14 protein-coding genes are annotated in these 19,198 nt (G+C 71.4%); 4 read left to right on the top strand and 10 right to left on the bottom strand.

What is annotated here, in order from left to right; all coding sequences use genetic code 11:
• Window positions 1-59: 59 nt before the first annotated feature.
• The 5 genes from ACIREE_RS08215 to ACIREE_RS08195 all read right to left on the bottom strand — a co-directional run bounded on the left by ACIREE_RS08215 (window position 60) and on the right by ACIREE_RS08195 (window position 10,037).
• On the bottom strand, window positions 60-1,637 hold the full coding sequence (locus ACIREE_RS08215) for a serine/threonine-protein kinase (protein WP_404147985.1): 1,578 nt from the start codon (window positions 1,635-1,637) through the stop codon (window positions 60-62).
• Between the two features lie 66 nt (window positions 1,638-1,703).
• Window positions 1,704-3,311 (bottom strand): serine/threonine-protein kinase, encoded by a 1,608-nt coding sequence (locus ACIREE_RS08210; RefSeq protein WP_404147982.1) that lies wholly within the window; start codon window positions 3,309-3,311, stop codon window positions 1,704-1,706.
• A gap of 123 nt (window positions 3,312-3,434) precedes the next feature.
• Complete coding sequence (locus ACIREE_RS08205) at window positions 3,435-5,765, bottom strand: protein kinase (protein ID WP_404147979.1); 2,331 nt, start codon at window positions 5,763-5,765, stop codon at window positions 3,435-3,437.
• Window positions 5,766-5,905: 140 nt separating this feature from the next.
• Entirely contained in the window at window positions 5,906-7,927 is a 2,022-nt protein-coding gene (locus ACIREE_RS08200; RefSeq protein ID WP_404147976.1) for a serine/threonine-protein kinase, read from the bottom strand.
• A gap of 403 nt (window positions 7,928-8,330) precedes the next feature.
• Window positions 8,331-10,037: a glycerol-3-phosphate dehydrogenase/oxidase gene (locus tag ACIREE_RS08195; protein ID WP_404147974.1), complete on the bottom strand. Its 1,707-nt coding sequence runs from the start codon at window positions 10,035-10,037 to the stop codon at window positions 8,331-8,333.
• Between the two features lie 310 nt (window positions 10,038-10,347).
• Here ACIREE_RS08195 and ACIREE_RS08190 point away from each other — a divergent pair, with 310 nt between their 5' ends.
• Window positions 10,348-11,601 carry a nucleotide sugar dehydrogenase gene (locus ACIREE_RS08190; protein ID WP_404147971.1) on the top strand — a complete coding sequence of 418 codons (1,254 nt, stop codon included), beginning with the start codon at window positions 10,348-10,350 and terminating at the stop codon, window positions 11,599-11,601.
• A gap of 60 nt (window positions 11,602-11,661) precedes the next feature.
• The gene (locus ACIREE_RS08185) at window positions 11,662-12,252 is read left to right on the top strand and encodes a hypothetical protein (RefSeq protein ID WP_404147968.1); all 591 of its coding nucleotides are present in this window, start codon (window positions 11,662-11,664) and stop codon (window positions 12,250-12,252) included.
• Window positions 12,253-12,326: 74 nt separating this feature from the next.
• Here the strand turns inward: ACIREE_RS08185 and ACIREE_RS08180 are convergent, their stop codons facing one another.
• The 4 genes from ACIREE_RS08180 to ACIREE_RS08165 form a co-directional block, all read right to left on the bottom strand.
• Window positions 12,327-13,451: a GuaB3 family IMP dehydrogenase-related protein gene (locus ACIREE_RS08180; RefSeq protein WP_404147965.1), complete on the bottom strand. Its 1,125-nt coding sequence runs from the start codon at window positions 13,449-13,451 to the stop codon at window positions 12,327-12,329.
• A gap of 104 nt (window positions 13,452-13,555) precedes the next feature.
• Window positions 13,556-15,058: an IMP dehydrogenase gene (gene guaB, locus ACIREE_RS08175; protein WP_404147961.1), complete on the bottom strand. Its 1,503-nt coding sequence runs from the start codon at window positions 15,056-15,058 to the stop codon at window positions 13,556-13,558.
• Between the two features lie 128 nt (window positions 15,059-15,186).
• Window positions 15,187-15,774 carry a sigma-70 family RNA polymerase sigma factor gene (locus ACIREE_RS08170; RefSeq protein ID WP_404147957.1) on the bottom strand — a complete coding sequence of 196 codons (588 nt, stop codon included), beginning with the start codon at window positions 15,772-15,774 and terminating at the stop codon, window positions 15,187-15,189.
• Window positions 15,775-16,067: 293 nt separating this feature from the next.
• Entirely contained in the window at window positions 16,068-16,679 is a 612-nt protein-coding gene (locus ACIREE_RS08165; protein WP_003948568.1) for a response regulator transcription factor, read from the bottom strand.
• Window positions 16,680-17,069: 390 nt separating this feature from the next.
• Between ACIREE_RS08165 and ACIREE_RS08160 the strand changes: the two genes are divergently transcribed.
• Window positions 17,070-17,411 carry a WhiB family transcriptional regulator gene (locus ACIREE_RS08160; protein ID WP_404147954.1) on the top strand — a complete coding sequence of 114 codons (342 nt, stop codon included), beginning with the start codon at window positions 17,070-17,072 and terminating at the stop codon, window positions 17,409-17,411.
• An 82-nt stretch (window positions 17,412-17,493) separates the two neighbouring features.
• Here ACIREE_RS08160 and ACIREE_RS08155 read toward each other — a convergent pair whose 3' ends face one another.
• Entirely contained in the window at window positions 17,494-18,390 is an 897-nt protein-coding gene (locus tag ACIREE_RS08155) for a LysR family transcriptional regulator (protein WP_404147952.1), read from the bottom strand.
• 82 nt (window positions 18,391-18,472) lie between these two features.
• Between ACIREE_RS08155 and ACIREE_RS08150 the strand changes: the two genes are divergently transcribed.
• The gene (locus ACIREE_RS08150; protein WP_404147949.1) at window positions 18,473-19,186 is read left to right on the top strand and encodes an MOSC domain-containing protein; all 714 of its coding nucleotides are present in this window, start codon (window positions 18,473-18,475) and stop codon (window positions 19,184-19,186) included.
• Window positions 19,187-19,198: the final 12 nt, after the last annotated feature.

Here is a 19,198-nt window from a genome sequence, read left to right as displayed (position 1 = left end):
GTGCGGACGCCCACGGTTCCACTCGGGTCACGGAGTTGTGACCGGCCCGGTGCCCCGCGTCATCCCGCGGAAGGGGCGAACGTGTCGACGGCGGCGTCGAAGTACGCCCGTGCCTCATCGATTCTGCCGACCGGCGCCGACACCCACACGTCGTACATCCGGCCGCCCTCCTCCCAGCACAGGTCCACGGTGCGCCGGGCGCCCTCGGCGGTGCTGAACCCGTTCCAGGTGAACTCCCACAGCGCGGCGTCGTGCCCGTCGTGCGAGGTGTCGGTGACCTTCCCGCCCCGGTAGCCGGGGTTGGTGCTCGGCCCGTTCGCGGCCGCCCGCCGCTGCGCGGCAGCGGGCCCGCCGTCCTGCTTCCCGGTGATCCGTACGCCGATACGGAACGTTTTTCCCGGCGACATGTAGAACACCCGCGGCCCGTCGAGGGAGCGCGTGAACCCGTCGGGCACCGCGAGGCTGAACCCCTTCTCGTCCTGCACGGTGCGGTATCCGGTCGGCGCGGTGGGCCGCGGCGTCGCCGTGCGGGTCTCCGACCGGGTGACGGTGACGGTCGGGGTGGGCGAGGCCGACGGTGTCGCAGGGTGCGACGGCTCGGAGGCCGAAGTCGTGGGCGCCGGTGGCGTGTTGTGGTCGCGCCCCGCGAGCAGCGCGGTCGCGGCGAGAACCGCCCCGGCGGCCGCCGCGACGAGCGCCGCGGCCACGAGCAGCACCCGCGCCGAGATCTTTCGGTGATGCACGGCGAGCGCGTCCGGCCGGGTCGGCGTGTACGCGGCCCGGGGCGGGGCCGGTTGCGGGGTCGCGCCCGTGGCGACGTACGCGCGCAGCAGCCGCTCGGCCTCGTCGAGCCCCGTCCGCCGGGCGGGCTCCCGCTCCAGCAGGCCCCGGATCACCGGGAGCAGCGGGGCGGCCTCGGCCGGCGGGTGGATCTCCTCGTAGACGACCGCATGCAGGATTCCGCCCAACGAGTCGCGCCGGAACGGGGATTCACCGGCCAGCGCGGCGCACAGCAGCGCGCCCAGCGACCACAGATCGGCTCCGGTGCCCGTCCCGCCGCCCGACATCCGCTCCGGCGCGGTGTACTCCGGCGACCCGACGAACCCGCCGGACTCGGTCAGCGTGGTGGCGCCCGCGACCTGGGCTATCCCGAAGTCGGTCAGCACGACCCGGCCGGTGCCCGCCTCCAGGAGTACGTTCGCGGGCTTGAGGTCGCGGTGCAGCACCCCGGCCGCGTGGGCGACGCGCAACGCGCCGAGCAGCGCGAGTCCGATCCGCGCGGCCTCCACGGGGTCGACGGGGCCCTGGCGCGCGAGCCGGTCGGCGAGCGATCCGCCGTCCACCAGGTCCATGACGATGTACGGGCGTCCCTCGTGCACCACCACGTCGTGCACGACGATGATGTTCGGGTGCCGCAGCTGGGCGACGGCCCGCGCCTCCCGCAGCATCCGCTCCCGCTGCTGGGCCGCCTCGTCCTCGGAGAGCGTCTCGTCGACAGCGAGTTCCTTGACGGCGACCTGCCGCGCGAGCAACGTGTCGGTGGAGCGCCAGACGACCCCCATGCCGCCCCGACCGATCCTGGCCTCCAGCCGATAACGGCCGCCGATCACGCGGACGTTGCCCCCCTCGGTCCCCATGCGTCCCATCATGCCGCACGGTTGTGACCCGGCGTCCTCCGGTTCAGGACAGGCCCCGCACGTCGGCTAGGCGGGCCGCCAGCTCCGCAGAATGGCGTCGAACTGCTCCCGCGCGGTGCCCCAGTCCCCGGCGGGCACGGACAGGTAGATGGCGTACTCCGTGCCGTCCGTCTCCCGGTACGTCTGCTCTATGGCGCGCCGCGGCCCGGACGTCGTGTCCTTGGTCCCGGCCGTCCACGTGAAGTCCCACAGCGAACCGGACAGGTCCCGGAACATGTTGGAGTCGAGCTTCACCCGCTGGTAGTCCGGCAGCGAGCGTTGCAGGTTCTTCTCCAGGGCCAGCTGGTGCTGGTACGAGTCCTGCCAGTCCGACTTCTTGTCGATGGCGATGCGGACGAAGTGCTGACCGTCGTCCGGCGTGTAATCGATCTGCGACCCGTTCGCCTCGCGCGTCCAGCCGGGCGGCAGCATCAGGCTGAACCCCTCGACGTCGTGCTTCCGCTTCCAGTTGTCGGGGATCGCCCCGTCCTGGGTCCCCTGGTTCCCCTGGTCCCCCTGGTCATCGGCCGATCCGTCCTGCCCCGCGACGTCTTGGCCCGTAGCGGTCCCCTGCCCGTCGCCGCGGTGGTCGGCGTAGTACAACGCCCCTCCGACCGCGCCGCCTCCGATGACCAGGACGGCGGCCACGGCGAGGAGCACCCGGGGCCAGCGCCGCCGCGCGGCGGCCGGTACGGGCGTGCGGGCCGGCGCGGGCGGTGACACGGTCGTGGCGGTCTCGGGTCCCGGAACCGGCGTGGGTGCGGGCGCCGGTGCGACCACGTCCACGCGCGTCGGCACATAGGCCTGCGCCGCGCCGGAGCGCCGCCCCTCGGCGGCCTCGGCGAGCATGACCTCGGCCTCGTCGGCGCTGGGCCGGTCCGCGGGTTCCTTGCGCAGCAGCGCGGCGATGACAGGACCCAGCGCGCCCGCGTACTCGGGGACTTCGGGCTCTTCCTCGATGACGGCCTGCATCGTGCTGATCGGCGACGTACGTCTGAAGGGCGATATCCCTTCGATGGCCGTGTACAAGGTGGCGCCGAGACCCCACAGATCGGAGGCGGGCCCCGGCTCGGAGCCCCGCACCCGCTCCGGGGCCAGATAGTCCACGGATCCCACGATCTCGCCGGTCCGCGTAATGGTCGAGTCGCCCTCGACCTGCGCGATCCCGAAGTCGGTCAGCTTGACGCGGCCGTCCTTGGCCAGCAGCACGTTGCCCGGCTTCACATCGCGGTGCAGCACCCCGGCCTTGTGCGCGGCGCGCAGCGCCCGCAGCGTCCACAGCCCGATCCGCGCGGCCTCGGCGGGCACGATGCGGCCGTGCTCCTTGACGGCGTCGGCGAGCGAGGGCCCCTCGACCAGCTCCATGACGATCCACGGCCGGTCGTCGTGCTCCAGCACGTCGTGCACGGTCACGACCGCGGGGTGGTTGATGCGCGCGGCGGCCCGCGCCTCCGTCTGCGTGCGCGCGAGCAGGACCGCGCGGTCGGCCTCGGCCACCCACTGAGCCGCGGTCAACTCCTTGATGGCGACCGCCCGGTGCAGCACTTCGTCATGCGCGCTCCACACGCGGCCCATGCCGCCGCGCCCGATCGACTCACCGATCCGGTAGCGGCCCGCGAGTAGCTGGCCCTGCATCTGATTCACTTTCCCACCAATGGTCTTGACAGGGCCACACTAGGGAGCGGGCGCCTCTCAAGGAACAGGCGGGGTGCCATGAAGACAGCACTGTGACACGTCTCGCGTCCGAAAACTCCCGATTCAGCCGCCGTACTGGTAAGTAGCCGACGCCTGGTCGTACAGCCGCGTCACCTCGTCGCGCTCCGCCTCGGGACCTCGTACCTGTATGACGTGGTATTTCCCGCCGACGACCATGGCCAGATTCCGCACAAAAACTTCACGTCCGTCGGATCCCTGCCAGGTGAACTGCCCCTCGGCCATGCTCTTTCCGCCGACGTCGATGGACTTCATGCCGCTCGACGTGGCCCAGGTGGAGTCGCGGAACGGCTGCAGCTCACGCTCGTTCTCCCGCTGATACTTCATGGGGTCCGCCCCGTACGAGGAGGTGGAGTCCCGCCCGGGGACCAGCAGGAGCTCGAAGTTCCCGTGCGTGTAGAGGATCTGGCCCCGCCCGTTCTTCGACTGCCGCTGCCAGCCCTTGGCGACGGCGACCTCGAACCCCTCGGGGTCCTTGCGCAGGGTGAACCCGGCGGCGACATCGGACTGCGGCTGGGTACTGGTCGGGTCGGAGCTGGTCTTCCCGTCGGGCGACGCGGCGGACTCGGGCGAGGACGGCTTCCCGCCCCCCTTGCCGTCGGATCCGGACGGGGACCGGTCCGGCGCCCCGCCCACCGAGTTGGCGTTCTCCTTCGCACTCGAATCCGAATCGCTCTTCGGCATGAAGGCCACCGCGTACGCCACCGCGCCGACGAGCCCGACGAGTACCAGCACCAGCAGCCACCGGCCGAGCGACCGGGGCCGCCCCTGCCGCGCCTGCTGAACCCGCGGTGCCCTGGGGGCCTTCTGTGCCTTCTGTGTCTGCGGCGCCCTCGGCGCCTTCTGCGGGCTCTGTGCCCTCTGCGGCCTCGGCACCCGCTCGGCGCGGCCGCGCTTGTGCCGGGCGTGTGCCGCGGCGGCCTGCCGCGACCGCCGCCTGCGGACGAGCTCGCCCCGGCGGCGCACGATCGGCAGCCGCGCGGAGTCGAACGGGGGCACCGGCACGACATTCACCCCCGCCTCGGGCTCCGGCGCGGACCGCACCAACGACCGCAGCCAGCCCCGCAGTTCCTCGAAGTCGAGCCGCTCCGTGGGGTCCTGCCGCAACAGGGACTCCACCACGGGCCGCAGCGGCCCGCACTCCTCGGCGAACGCGGGCGGCTCCGCGCACACCATCTGTACGAGCTCCGGCGTGGACTCCTCCGGGTACGGGGCGTGCCCCTGCACCGCCCGGAAGAGCAGGGCCCCCAGGGCCCACAGATCGGTGGCGGGCCCCACGGGCGCCGCCAGCTGCCAGCTCTCCTGCACGGGATAGGCCTGCTCGGGCGCCCACCGCTCGGTGACAGGCCCGACGACAGTCATCCGCACCTGCCGAGCCCGCTCAGCGGCGACGCCACCTAACTCCGGCCCAGCTCCGGCCCCGATTTCAGCCCCTCCGGCGCGTGAGGAGCGGGGTCCGGGGCGGAGCCCCGTGTCTTCACCCCCAGCGACCAGCTCATCCCAACGGGCGGGCTGCACAGCGGAGCCAGAAGGTGAGATGCCCTCGACCGAACGACCGGGCCGAGGCGCGGCCCCGTGCCAGGACTCATCGACCCCGTACGGATCATCGTCCCGCTCCGCGGCAGCGGCCCGCGCTCCCGCGCGATACGCGGCGATCGCCCCCGCCCGAGCGGCCCGGTAATCCCCGGGATCCGGCGCGACAGCGGGCACGGCCGGCAAGGGAGGCGACGGCGGCTCGGGCTCCGCCACTTCCACGGCCGCACCGAACTCAGGCTCTCCGGACACCGGCTGGGGCCGCGGGTCGTACCCGCACAGGGCCTCCTCTGCGGCCCCCGCGGCCATCCCGGTCAGCACGATCCGCCCGTCGTCACAGACCAGCACCGTCCGGGCGGTGATGTTCCGATGGACCCACCCGTGCGCGTGCAACGCCCGTAAGGCGGTCAGCACATCCGAGGCGACCTCGGCTGCCCGGTACGGGCTCAGCGGCGCCTCGGCCAGCACCGCGGCCAGCGGCCTCGCCGCGACGACCTCGCTGACGACCCACAGCGACCCGCCCTCGGCGAACACGTCGAAGACCTGGTCGAGCCGGGGGTGGTCGGGTATCTGCGCGGCGGCCTGCGCGGCCTCGATGGCCCGCGCCACGGCGGGCTCTGCGGACACCCGCGCGGCCGGAGCCCCGGGCCTGAACCCCTCCGGCAGCCCGTCCGCGTCGAGCACCTCGGCCTCGACGACCTCGGGCAACGGCACCTGCCGGACGAGGACTTCCTGCCCGCTGTACGTGTCGAAGGCCCGGGAGTCGTCGAACTCGAGCGTGTCGGGCGCCGGGACGGGCAGGCGGTAACGGTCGGCGAGCACCCGTCCCGCGTACTCGTCCACAACGCCTCCCCCTGACCCGCCCTGCGGTCAATTCCGTTCGCCATGTGCCCAGTTATACGAACTGTTGCGTCACGACGCCTCCTGATACGGCTGCGTACGGTCCGCAAGCACTCACGATACGTGCCGAAGGCGCCTGGGGGTCAGGACTTGGGCTTGAAGCTCTGTGTGAATGTCTTCCACGTCGACTTGCGCTGCGCGCCGCTCCAGTCCGCGTCCTTCGCGGTGTACATCATTCCGTAACCCAGCGAGCCGTTGACCACGAATCCACGGTCTATCGAGCGGTACTTGGTGCCCCCGTCGACGTAGGTGAACTCCCAGTCGGCCGTGTTCCAGCCGCGATAGTCCACCGCCTCTATGCGGATGCGGTCGTACTGGGCACGCCGCATGTAGCCTTCCTGCTTCCGCCAGTCCGCGACCGGGTCGGACTTCGGCGTGCCGGTCCAGCCGACCAGCAGCTTCTGCCCGTCGGGGCCGGTGAAGCGCGCCCCGGCGGCGCTGGTGGAGGCGTACTTCCATCCCTTGGGCAGAGCGATCGAGAAGCCCTGGGAGTGCTTGTACGTCTTGGCCGAGGCGTCGACGCCTGAGCCGTCCTTGCTGGGTGACGCGCCCTGGCCGGGAGCGGTCGCCCCGCCCTCGTTCTCGTCCGGCTCGTTCTCGTCGGGCTCGTTCTCGTCCTCGCCCGAGCCCTTGTCCTCACCCTTGCCCTTGCCCGTCTCCTCGCCCTTGCCGCTGTCGGCGGCGCCGGTGGCACTGACGGACGCGGCCTTGTCGCCGCCCTTGGCGTTCTTGCCGCTGTCGTCACCGCCACTGAGGGCGATCCCCACGACGACGCCGATGACGACGAGCGCGACGAGGGCCGCGATGATCACGAGAGTGCGGCGCGGTACGACATCGGTGATCGAGGCCTTGGGGGCGGGGGTGCGCGGCGGCCCCGCGGGCTGTGCCGGGATCCGCCCGGTGGACACCGGCGCGGAGGGGGAGGGCGCGGCCGACTTCTGCGCGGCCGACTTCTCCCGCGCGGCCGTGGCGGCAGCGGCGGCCTTGCGCACCGACGTGAGCGCGCCCCGCAACCTCTCCGCGGCCTCCTCGCCCTTGGCGGCGACGGCGGCACCGACCTTGCCCGAGGGCTTGTCGAGGGGCGGCACCGGCGGCAGCGGCACGACCCTGGTGGCGTCGACCGGCTCCGGCTCCGGGGCCGGCTTGGGCTCGGGCGCGTGGATGACGGCGTTCAGCAGGGCGCGGGCGCCCGCGTCGTCGAGGCGCTGCGCGGGGTCCTTGGCGAGCAGGCCGTAGATCACCTGCTCCAGCGGGCCCGCGTTCTGCGGCGGGTCGACCGGCTCGGTCATCACAGCGGTCAGCGTCGCGATCGCCGACCCCTTGTCGTACGGGGGCACACCCTCGACGGCCGCGTACAGCAGACCGCCGAGCGACCACATGTCGGCGGCGGGTCCCGGCTTGTGCCCACGGGCCCGCTCGGGCGAGATGTAGGAGGGCGCTCCGACGAGCATGCCGGTGGACGTGACGGAGGGGTCGCCCTCGACCTGGGCGATGCCGAAGTCGGTCAGCACGACCCGGCCGTCCTCGGCGATCAGCACGTTCGACGGCTTCACGTCGCGGTGCAGGATGCCCTCGCGGTGCGCCGAGCGCAGCACGTCGAGGACGGCGAGCCCGACCTCGGCGGCACGCCGCGGCTCCAGCAGCCCGTCCTCCCGCACGGCCTCGGCGAGGGACTTGCCCTCGACGAGCTCCATGACGATCCACGGCCGGTCGTCCTCGTCGACGACGTCGAAGACGGTGACGGCGCCGTTGTTACGGATCCGGGCGATCGCCTTCGCCTCGCGCAACGTACGCGTGATGAGGCGCCGCTTCTCCTCGTCGTCGATGCTCGACGGGAAGCGCAGCTCCTTGACCGCGACCGTGCGCCCGAGTGTCTCGTCCTTGGCCCGCCACACCGTGCCCATGCCGCCGCGGCCGAGCACGTCGCCGAGCCGGTACCGGCCGGCGAGCAGCCGCCCGGTCACGTCCCGGCCGGAAGAGGAGTCCCGATCGGAGGGCCCCTGCCCGTCCTGATCGTCGCGTACGTCCTGAACGTCCTGCGCGGACGAGTCCTGACGAGCGCTCTTGCCTTGACGGGTCTCGCCCGCCCGCTCCGCCTCCGACATGCGTCCCCTCTGCAACCCGCCCTGACAGAGCCTTCATTGTCCCTCACGCAAGGACCGTCCGACGCCCAGGGTCACCCCTGCCACACCATGCACGGATACATCCCGCATGCAGGACCGCGCTGTCGAAGGGGCCCTCATGCCCGTACTCCGGACACTCCGGGCCATACCTGTGGCGGCGGTTCTTTCTGGCTGGATCCGGGCAGCACGCCACCCGTTGATCCATTTGTGGGCGCCACTCTTCCGTTGCTCGTCACCAAGAGCAAGGCCTCGGCCACAACCCTCCTGACCACCGGGGAAACAGCGACCCTCCGGTAACGCCCTTCAACGCCCGCCCCGCACACGGCCACTGCGCGCCGGGGCGTCGAACACGGCTTGCCGGTGGCCGAGTTCTGTCAGTGGTCCGTCAGAGCGGTGCGATGTCCGGCGCCCCGAGCCGGGCGGCGTCGGCCGTGAGGTCGTCCGGCTGCAGCTGCGACTCCCGCTCCGCCTCCACCCTCTTCTCGTAGTGCTGCACCTCGCGCTCCACCTGGTCCTTGTCCCAGCCGAGCACCGGCGCCATCAGTTCGGCGGCCTCCCGCGCGGACCGCGTACCCCGGTCGAAGGTCTCGATGGAGATCCGGGTCCGCCGCGTCAGCACGTCGTCGAGGTGCCGGGCCCCTTCGTGCGAGGCCGCGTACACGATCTCCGCCCGCAGATAGTCGTCGGCCGCGCTCAGCGGCGCCCCGAGACCGGGATCCGCGGTGATCAGCTCCAGCACTTCCTGGGCCAGCGCCCCGTACCGGTTGAGCAGATGCTCGACGCGCACCACGTGCAGCCCGGTGCGGGCGGCGATCCGCGCCCGCGCGTTCCACAGCGCCCGGTACCCCTCTGCGCCCACCAGCGGCACGTCCTCGGTCACGCACTCGGCGACCCGCTGGTCGAGCGCGTGCACGGCCTCGTCCACGGCGTCCTTCGCCATGACGCGGTACGTCGTGTACTTGCCGCCGGCGACGACGACGAGCCCCGGTACGGGATGCGCGACGGTGTGCTCGCGCGACAACTTGCTGGTGGCGTCGGACTCCCCGGCGAGCAGCGGGCGCAGACCGGCGTAGACCCCTTGCACGTCGTCGCGGGTGAGGGGCACGCCGAGCACGGAGTTCACATGCTCGAGGAGGTAGTCGATGTCGGCGCTGGACGCCGCCGGATGGGCCTTGTCGAGGTCCCACTCCGTGTCCGTCGTGCCGACGATCCAGTGCCGCCCCCACGGGATGACGAACAGCACGCTCTTCTCGGTCCGCAGGATCAGCCCGGTCGTCGAGTTGATCCGGTCCTTCGGCACGACGAGGTGGATTCCCTTGGAGGCGCGCACGTGGAACTGCCCGCGCTCCCCGACCATGGCCTGCGTGTCGTCGGTCCACACCCCGGTGGCGTTGACGACCTGCTTGGCCCGGATCTCGTACTCTCCGCCGCCTTCCACGTCCTGGACCCGCGCCCCGACGACCCGCTCGCCCTCCCGGAGGAAGCCGGTGACCCGGGCCCGGTTGGCGGTCTTCGCCCCGTACATCGCGGCGGTCCGCACCAGCGTCGCGACGTACCGCGCGTCGTCCATCTGCGCGTCGTAGTACTGAAGGGCGCCGACCAGCGCGTCCTTCTTCAGGCACGGCGCGACCCGCAGCGCGTGCTTGCGCGTCAGGTGCCGGTGCATCGGCAGCCCGCGCCCGTGCCCGCGGGCCATGGCCATGCCGTCGTACAGGGCGACGCCCGATCCCGCGTACAGCCGCTCCCACCCCTTGTGCTGCAAGGGGTAGAGGAACGGCACGGGCTTCACGAGATGCGGCGCGAGCCGCTCAAGCAGCAACCCCCGCTCCTTCAACGCCTCTCGTACGAGCGTGAAGTCCAGCATCTCCAGGTACCTGAGCCCGCCGTGGATCAGCTTGCTGGACCGGCTCGACGTGCCCGAGGCCCAGTCCCGCGCCTCGACGAGGCCGGTGGACAGGCCGCGCGTCACCGCGTCCAGGGCGGTCCCCGCGCCGACCACCCCGGCGCCCACGACAAGAATGTCCAGCTCGCCCTCGGCCATCGCCGCGAGGGCCTCCGCACGCTGCTCGGGTCCCAGTGTCGCTGCCTTCACTGCTGCCTCCCGCTGTCATAGGCGCCGGCCTCACCGGCAGATGTACCCGGGCTCGCGGGACGCAAGCAGGGGACCGGATGCGGCATGCCCCGATTCTTCCCCCCTTGCCCGATTTCAGCCACCACGAGGACGGCAGGGCCGCACTCCACGGCCGGGCAACACTCCGCAACCCAAGGCCGCGCAATACCGCATATCGGTCATATTTACTCCTAGTCTGACATTGCGCTCGTCCATCCTGTCCACCGGACTTGCGCACTCGTCCCACTCCGGCTAGAAGCCGGGTCCGCCTCCGGGAAGGACGGCCATCGCCATGCCCGCAGATCTCGCCGTCGTCGGCCTCGGCCACCTCGGCCTGCCGCTCGCGCAGGCCGCCGTCGCCGCAAGGATCGCGACTGTCGGCCACGACCCGGCCCGCGCCCAGGACCTCGCCGCGGGCCGCATCCCCGGCGCCGGCGACGACGCGGCCCTGACCGCCGCCGACGTCCGCCGGATGCTCGCCGGCGGTTTCCGCCCCACCGCGAACCCCGCCGAACTGGGCCGGGTCCGCACCGCCGTCATCTGCGCGCCCACCCCGCCCGGGGCCGACGGCACCCCCTCCCTCGCCCCCGTCATCGAGGCGACCCACACCCTGGCCGCCCACCTCCGCCCGCACACGACGGTGATCATCGAATCCCCTGTCCCCCCGGGCACCACCGAGACCGTCCTGCTCCCCCTCCTCGAAGAGGGCTCGGGCCTGCGCGCCGGCCGCGACTTCCACCTGGCCCACGCCCCGGGCCGGCTCGACCCCGGCAACCGCGCACAGGCCTACGCCGCGACCCCCAAGGTCATCGGCGGCCTCACCCCCGCCTGCACGGAATCGGCGGCGGCCTTCTACGGCCGCCTCACCGACAAGGTCGTCCGCGCCCGCGGCCCCCGCGAGGCGGAGACCGTCCACCTCCTGGAGACGAACTACCGCCACGTCAACATCGCCCTGGTCAACGAGATGGCCGTCCTCTGCCACGACCTCGGCGTCGACCTCTGGGACGTCATCCGCTGCGCCGAGACCAAGCCCTTCGGCTTCCAGGCCTTCCGCCCCGGCCCCGGCGTCGGCGGCCACGCGCTCCCCCAGGACCTCTCCTCGCGCCACCTCCCGGCCCGCCCCCTGCGCATGGTGGAAGTGGCCCGCCAGGTCAACAACCACATGCCGGCCTACGTGGTCCAGCGCGCGGCCACGCTCCTCAACGAGCACGGCAAGTCCGCCCGCGGCGCCCGCGTCCTGCTCCTCGGCGTCACGTACAAGCCCGACCTCGCCGACCAACAGGCCGCCCCCGCCCAGGAGATCGCCACCCGTCTCATGCAACTCGGCGCGGCCGTCAGCTACCACGACCCGTACGTCCCGTCATGGAACGTCCTGGAACGTCCGGTCCCGCGCGCCGACTCCCTCTACGAGGCCGCGGCCGACGCCGATCTGACGATCCTGCTCCAGCACCACCGCACCTACGACCTCCAGGGCCTGGCGGTCAAGGCCCAGCTCCTCCTGGACACCAGGGGGGCGACTCCGGCGGGCGCCGCCCATCGTCTCTGACTGCTACTCTGCGGCCTCTCTGGGCACACCCGTGCCCATGTTCACTCTTCGGGGGACCGCATGACTCAGCCGCCACACCCACAGCCGCAGGACGGCAACCCGTACGCCCAGCAGCAGCCGCAGAAGCAGCAGCAGCCCCAGCCGGGCTACGGCTACCCGCAACAGCAGCCGCAACAGCCGTACACCCCGTTCCCGCAGCAGCAGGCCACCCCGGGAGGCTTCATGCCTCCCGCGCCGCCGGTGGGGCGCAGCGGCAACACGGCCCTCGGCATAGTCGCCGCCGTCGTCCTGGCCTTCCTCACGGCCTGGATCTACGGCGCCGTCATGAAGGCCACCGAGCACGAGATCGGCTACGCGGCGGTGGCGGTCGGCCTCGTCATAGGGTTCGCCGCAGGCAAGATCGGCGGCCGCAACACCGTGCTGCCGTTCGTCTGCGCCCTGCTCTCGCTCGGCGCGGTCTACCTGGGGCAGCTCACCGGGTACGCGATGGCGCTCGGCGAGTACGCCCACATCTCGTTCATCAAGGCACTCTTCGACAACTTCAGCCTCATCACCGACGCGTGGCAGCACGAGGCGGACATCAAGACCTACCTGTTCCTGGCCGTCGGCGCGTTCGCGGCGTTCGGCGCCGCCAAGCGCGCGGCCCAGTAACACCCCCGCACAGCGGAAAGGTCGGGCCCCGCCGATTCGGCGGGGCCCGACCCATTTCCTGCTACGACACAGCGTCAGCGCCGGTGCTGGGAATCAGCGACCGTCACCTCGACCCGCTGGAACTCCTTGAGCTCGCTGTACCCGGTCGTGGCCATGGCCCGCTTCAGCGCGCCGAAGATGTTCATCGACCCGTCGGGCGTGGACGAGGGCCCGGTCAGCACCTCTTCCGTGGTCCCCACGCACCCGAGGTCGACCTTCTTGCCGCGCGGCACGTCCTCGTGGACGGCCTCCATGCCCCAGTGGTGACCGCGGCCCGGCGCGTCCGTGGCGCGGGCCAGCGGCGAGCCCATCATGACGGCGTCGGCGCCGCACGCGATGGCCTTGGGCAGGTCGCCGGACCAGCCCACGCCACCGTCGGCGATGACGTGCACGTACCGGCCGCCGGACTCGTCCATGTAGTCACGGCGGGCGGCGGCGACGTCGGCGACGGCCGTGGCCATCGGCACCTGGATGCCCAGCACGTTCCGCGTCGTGTGCGCGGCCCCGCCGCCGAAGCCGACCAGAACGCCCGCGGCACCGGTCCGCATCAGGTGCAGCGCGGCGGTGTACGTGGCACAGCCGCCGACGATCACCGGCACGTCGAGCTCGTAGATGAACTGCTTGAGGTTCAGCGGCTCGGCGGCGCCCGACACGTGCTCCGCGGAGACGGTGGTCCCCCGGATCACGAAGATGTCGACGCCCGCGTCCACCACGGCCTTGGAGAACTCGGCGGTGCGCTGCGGGGAGAGCGCGGCGGCGGTGACGACACCGGAGTCGCGCACCTCCTTGATGCGCTGCCCGATCAGGTCGGCCTGGATCGGGGCCGCGTAGATCTCCTGGAGGCGACGCGTGGCATTGTCGGTGTCCAGCTCGGCGATCTCGTCGAGCAGCGGCTGCGGGTCCTCGTACCGGGTCCACAGACCTTCGAGGTTCAGCACGCCGAGCCCGCCCAGCTCGCCGATGCGGATCGCGGTCGCCGGCGAGACGACGGAGTCCATGGGGGCGGCCAGGAACGGCAGCTCGAAGCGGTAGGCATCGATCTGCCAGGCGATCGAGACCTCCTTCGGGTCGCGGGTGCGCCGGCTCGGAACGACGGCGATGTCGTCGAAGGCGTACGCGCGGCGGCCGCGCTTGCCGCGCCCGATCTCGATCTCAGTCACGTTGTGTGGGCCTTTCCCTCTGGGTCTGCGTGTCCAGTATCCCCGACACACGAGTGAGGGGCGGCCCCGGCAATCCGGGGCCGCCCCTCACACCGGCGTCGGTGTTACTTGCGGCTGTAGTTCGGCGCCTCGACCGTCATCTGGATGTCGTGCGGGTGGCTCTCCTTGAGACCCGCGGACGTGATGCGGACGAAGCGGCCCTTGGACTCCATCTCGTCCACGGCGGCGGCGCCCACATAGCCCATCGTCTGGCGCAGGCCGCCGACGAGCTGGTGCAGCACGTTGGCCAGCGGGCCGCGGTAGGGCACCTGGCCCTCGATGCCCTCGGGGACCAGCTTGTCGTCCGAGGCCACGTCGGCCTGGAAGTAGCGGTCCTTGGAGTACGAGCGGCCCTGGCCACGGGATTGCATCGCCCCGAGGGAACCCATGCCGCGGTAGGACTTGAACTGCTTGCCGTTGATGAACAGCAGCTCGCCCGGGGACTCCTCGCACCCGGCGAGCAGGCTGCCCAGCATGACCGTGTCGGCGCCGGCGGCGAGCGCCTTGCCGATGTCGCCCGAGTACTGCAGGCCGCCGTCGCCGATGACCGGGACACCGGCCGCCCGCGCGGCGAGCGCCGCCTCGTAGATGGCCGTGACCTGCGGGACGCCGATACCGGCGACCACACGCGTCGTACAGATGGAACCGGGTCCGACGCCGACCTTGACACCGTCGACACCGGCGTCGATCAGGGCCTGCGCGCCGTCACGCGTCGCGACGTTACCGCCGATGACGTCGACGTCGACGCTGGACTTGATCTTCGCCATCCAGTTCAGCGCGTTGCTGTTGTGGCCGTGCGAGGTGTCGACGATGAGGAAGTCCACGCCCGCTCCGGCCAGCGCCTGGGCGCGCTCCAGCGCCTCGGGGCTCGCGCCGACGGCGGCGCCGACGAGGAGCCGGCCCTCGGCGTCCTTCGCGGCGTTCGGGTACTTCTCCGCTTTCACGAAGTCCTTGACCGTGATGAGGCCCTTGAGGATGCCCGCGTCGTCGACCAGCGGCAGCTTCTCGATCTTGTGGCGGCGCAGCAGCTCCATGGCGTCGACACCGGAGATCCCGACCTTGCCGGTGACGAGCGGCATCGGCGTCATGACCTCACGGACCTGACGGCTGCGGTCGTTCTCGAAGGCCATGTCGCGGTTGGTGACGATGCCGAGCAGCTTGCCCGCCGGGTCGGTCACCGGGACGCCGCTGATGCGGAACTTGGCGCACAGCGCGTCGGCCTCGGCCAGCGTCGCGTCCGGGTGCACCGTGATCGGGTCGGTCACCATGCCGGACTCGGAGCGCTTCACGAGGTCGACCTGGTTGACCTGGTCCTCGATCGACAGGTTGCGGTGCAGCACACCGACGCCACCCTGCCGCGCCATGGCGATGGCCATGCGCGCCTCGGTGACCTTGTCCATCGCGGCGGAGAGCAGCGGGATGTTCACGCGGACGTTGCGGGAGATGCGGGACGAGATGTCGACCGCGTTCGGGAGGACCTCCGAAGAGCCCGGCAGCAGCAGCACGTCGTCGTAGGTCAACCCGAGCGTCGCGAATTTCTCGGGCACTCCGTCGACGTTTGCAGTCATGACACCTTCCCCAAATGGCCTTGATCGGTGCGGATGTCCATGCTAACGGGAACTATAGGTGTCTCATTCCACGATCAAGATCATCGGCCTACTTTGTACGTTCCCACGTAGGCGGCCGGGGCCCTGTGCTACTGCTCGGCGAGTGCTCGCAGGCGGCTCAGCGCCCGGTGCTGCGCGACGCGCACGGCTCCGGGTGACATGCCCAACATCTGCCCGGTCTCCTCGGCGGTGAGTCCGACGGCGATGCGCAGAAGCAGCAGCTCCCGCTGGTTGTCGGGGAGGTTCGCGAGGAGCTTCTTGGCCCACTCGGCGTCGCTGCTCAGCAGCGCCCGCTCCTCCGGCCCGAGGGAGTCGTCGGGCCGCTCCGGCATCTCGTCCGACGGCACCGCCGTCGAGCCGGGGCCGCGCATGGCGGCGCGCTGCAGATCGGCGACCTTGTGCGCGGCAATGGCGAAAACGAACGCCTCGAACGGGCGCCCGGTGTCCTTGTAGCGCGGCAGCGCGAGCAGTACCGCGACACAGACTTCCTGAGCGAGATCCTCCACGAAATGCCGTGCGTCGCCCGGGAGTCGGGAGAGACGCGTCCGGCAGTAGCGGATGGCCAGGGGGTGGACGTGCGCGAGCAGATCATGCGTGGCCTGCTCGTCGCCGTCGACGGCGCGGCCGACGAGCGTACCGACGACCCCGCGCGGGGTCACTGCCTCGTCGTCACGCATCGGTCCATGGTGCCTTGCCGACGCGCGGTCCGTGGCACCGCGCCCTGGGTTGTGCACCGAAGCGTTATGAGCGGGTGCGCCGGAACTCATCTCCTGCGCCCTCCCCTCTCGCTGACCTTGCTCGCCCGACTCGTCGTCCCCGAGGAACTCCACACCTCAAGGATGCGGCATCACTCGCGAAGCGGCGAAAAGCCGTGGTGCGGCGGGTGGGGCCCGCACCTCTCGCGGCCCCGTCCGCCCTGCGACGGACGGGGAACACCGGCCCCTCATGGGCGGGCCGGACCAGGGAGGCGCTACCTCACCAGGCCCCAGCGGAAGCCGAGCGCCACGGCGTGCGCGCGGTCCGATGCGCCGAGCTTCTTGAAGAGTCGGCGTGCGTGTGTCTTGACCGTGTCCTCGGAGAGGAACAGCTCACGCCCGATCTCGGCGTTGGACCGGCCGTGGCTCATGCCCTCCAGCACCTGGATCTCACGCGCGGTGAGTGTGGGCGCGGCGCCCATCTCGGCCGAGCGCAGTCTACGCGGGGCCAGTCGCCACGTCGGGTCGGCGAGCGCCTGCGTCACCGTGGCCCGCAGCTCGGCGCGCGAGGCGTCCTTGTGCAGATATCCGCGGGCACCGGCGGCGACCGCGAGCGCGACCCCGTCGAGGTCCTCGGCCACGGTGAGCATGATGATGCGCGCACCGGGGTCGGCGGAGAGCAGCCGCCGGACCGTCTCGACGCCGCCAAGGCCTGGCATGCGGACGTCCATGAGAATGAGGTCCGAGCGGTCGGCGCCCCAGCGGCGGAGAACTTCCTCGCCGTTGGCCGCGGTCGTCACGCGCTCCACGCCGGGCACGGTCGCGACCGCGCGGCGGAGCGCTTCTCGGGCAAGCGGGGAGTCGTCGCAGACGAGGACGGATGTCATGTCCGTCCTCCGCAGCTGATGCGCGTCACCTTGAGCCTCCAGGCTTTGTACGAATCGTCACCTGTGCGGTCGACACTCGCAAACAACCGGACAGTTGCCCGAGCGCTTGTTCTTTCAACCGCCTCCGCACTCTCAACGATGGTCACTCGAAAGAGTTACGGGTCGGACGGCCTCGTTCGGCACTCTACGTGAGGGGCCGCACACAGCGCAGACGGCGCAACGGACCCTCAAGCTTTCAACACAAGCTATGCCCCATTTAGCGGCTTTTCTTCCCTTTTGCTGGTGTCTGTAGCTAGATTCGCAATGAGTCATATTTTCATCTCCTTAGACAGTAGATGTACGGTCATGGGCACCGTATCCGCGTCACAACGGCTACAAGGGGACAACGCAATGGCAGATTTCTCCCGCCTTCCCGGACCGAACGCAGATCTGTGGGACTGGCAGCTCCTCGCGGCCTGCCGCGGGGTCGACAGCTCGCTCTTCTTCCACCCGGAAGGTGAGCGGGGAGCGGCGCGCAGCGCCCGTGAGAACTCGGCGAAAGAGGTCTGCATGAGGTGCCCGGTGCGCGCGGAGTGCGCTGCTCACGCCCTACAGGTGCGTGAGCCGTACGGCGTGTGGGGCGGGCTCACCGAGGACGAGCGCGAAGAGCTGATGGGGCGGGCCCGCAACCGGCTCGTCACGGCGACGGCAGCGGGTGGCGGTGGGACCGCGGCAACCGCCGCCCATAACTGAAGGAACGTTTCTGCAACACTTCCGCAATACGCCGACCGCAGGCGGCGACCGCGGGCGCACCCAGGTGCGCCCGCGCGCGGGGTCAGCGCGTGGCGGCCTTCGCCAGGTGGTCGAGGGTCGCGGCGACCGCCGGAACCTGGGACAGATCGGGCAGGGTGAGGGCGACGATCTCGCGCAGTACGGGCGGCTCCACCGTCACTGTGCGTGCACCCTTGGGCCGAACGGACTCGATGGCCAGTTCGGGCAGGACGGCAACACCGAGCCCCGCGCCGACAAGCCCGACCACCGCCGGATAGTCGTCCGTGGCGAAGTCGATGCGCGGGGCGAACCCGGCGCCGCGGCACACGTCGACGAGCTGGCGGCGGCAGCGCGGGCAGCCCGCGATCCACGGGTCGTCCGCGAACGCGTCGATGGTCACCGAGCCCGCCCCGGCGAGCCGGTGGCTCTCGGGGACCAGACCCACGAGCCGGTCGGCGAGCAGCGGGCGTACGACGAGGTCGTCCCATTCCTCCGCGGCGTGCGCGCCTTCGTAACGGAAGGCCAGGGCCACGTCGCAGTCGCCCTCGCGCAGCATCTCCACCGAGCGCGGGGGCTCGGCCTCGACCAGGGAGACGCGGGTTCCCGGGTGTTCGGCGCGCAGGGCGGCCAGGGCCGTCGGGACCAGCGTCGAGCTGCCGCTGGGGAAGGAGACGAGGCGGACGCGCCCGGCGCGCAGGCCCGCGATCGCGGCGACCTCCTCCTCGGCGGCGGTGAGCCCGGCGAGGATGCCCGCCGCGTGCCGGACGAGGGCCTCGCCGGCCTGGGTCAGGCGCATCTCGCGGCCCGTGCGGATCAGCAGCGGCGTACCGGCCGAGGTCTCCAGGGCCTTCATCTGCTGGCTGACGGCGGGCTGGGTGCAGCCGAGCTCACGGGCCGCGGCCGAGAAGGAGCCGGTGGCGGCCACGGCGCGCAGGACACGGAGATGACGGGCCTCGATCATGGTTCAAGCATAAGCGGCACTTGGGGGTAACGCCGATTAATGCGTGGCGACTTTGGTCACGGGTCCCGTAGCGTGCCGTGCCATGAAGATCCTGTCGCTGAATCTGGGGCGCGCCACGCCCGTCGCGTACACCGACCAGCCCGAGGGCGTGACCGGCATCGACAAGCAGCCGGTCACGGGACCCGTGCGGGTGGCCGCGCCCGGGGCGAAGGGGACCGGCGCCAGCGGTCTCGCCGGGGACGCCGTGTGCGACCTGCGGCACCACGGCGGGGACGATCAGGCGGTGTACGCGTTCGCGCGCGAGGACCTGGACGCGTGGGAGCGGGTCCTGGACCGGACGCTGCCCAACGGGGTGTTCGGCGAGAACCTCACCACCGAGGGCGTCGACGTGTCCGGGGCGAAGATCGGCGAGCGCTGGCGGATCGGCCGCGATCTGCTTCTTGAGGTGAGTTCGAGCCGGATACCGTGCAAGACCTTCCAAGGGCATCTGGGCGAGAAGACCTGGGTCAAGCGGTTCACGCAGGAGAAGAAGCCGGGCGCGTATCTGCGGGTGATCGAGCCGGGCGAGATCCGGGCCGGGGACACCATCGAGGTCGTGCACCGGCCGGAGCACGAGGTGACCGTCGCCTTCGAGTTCCGGGCCGTGACGACCGAGCGCGAGCTGCTGCCACGGTTGCTGGCCGCTGGGGACGCGCTGCACCACGAGGTCGAGCGGCTGATCCGGGAGTACGTAGACAAGTACGGCGCCAAGGACGGCGCCAAGTATGGCGAGGAGTACGGCGCGCAGTCCGCGTGACCGGGCCGGGCC

Source organism: Streptomyces sp. NPDC102467 (assembly GCF_044765445.1).
Taxonomy (GTDB): domain Bacteria; phylum Actinomycetota; class Actinomycetes; order Streptomycetales; family Streptomycetaceae; genus Streptomyces.
This window is presented reverse-complemented; position numbering and strand designations above follow the sequence as displayed.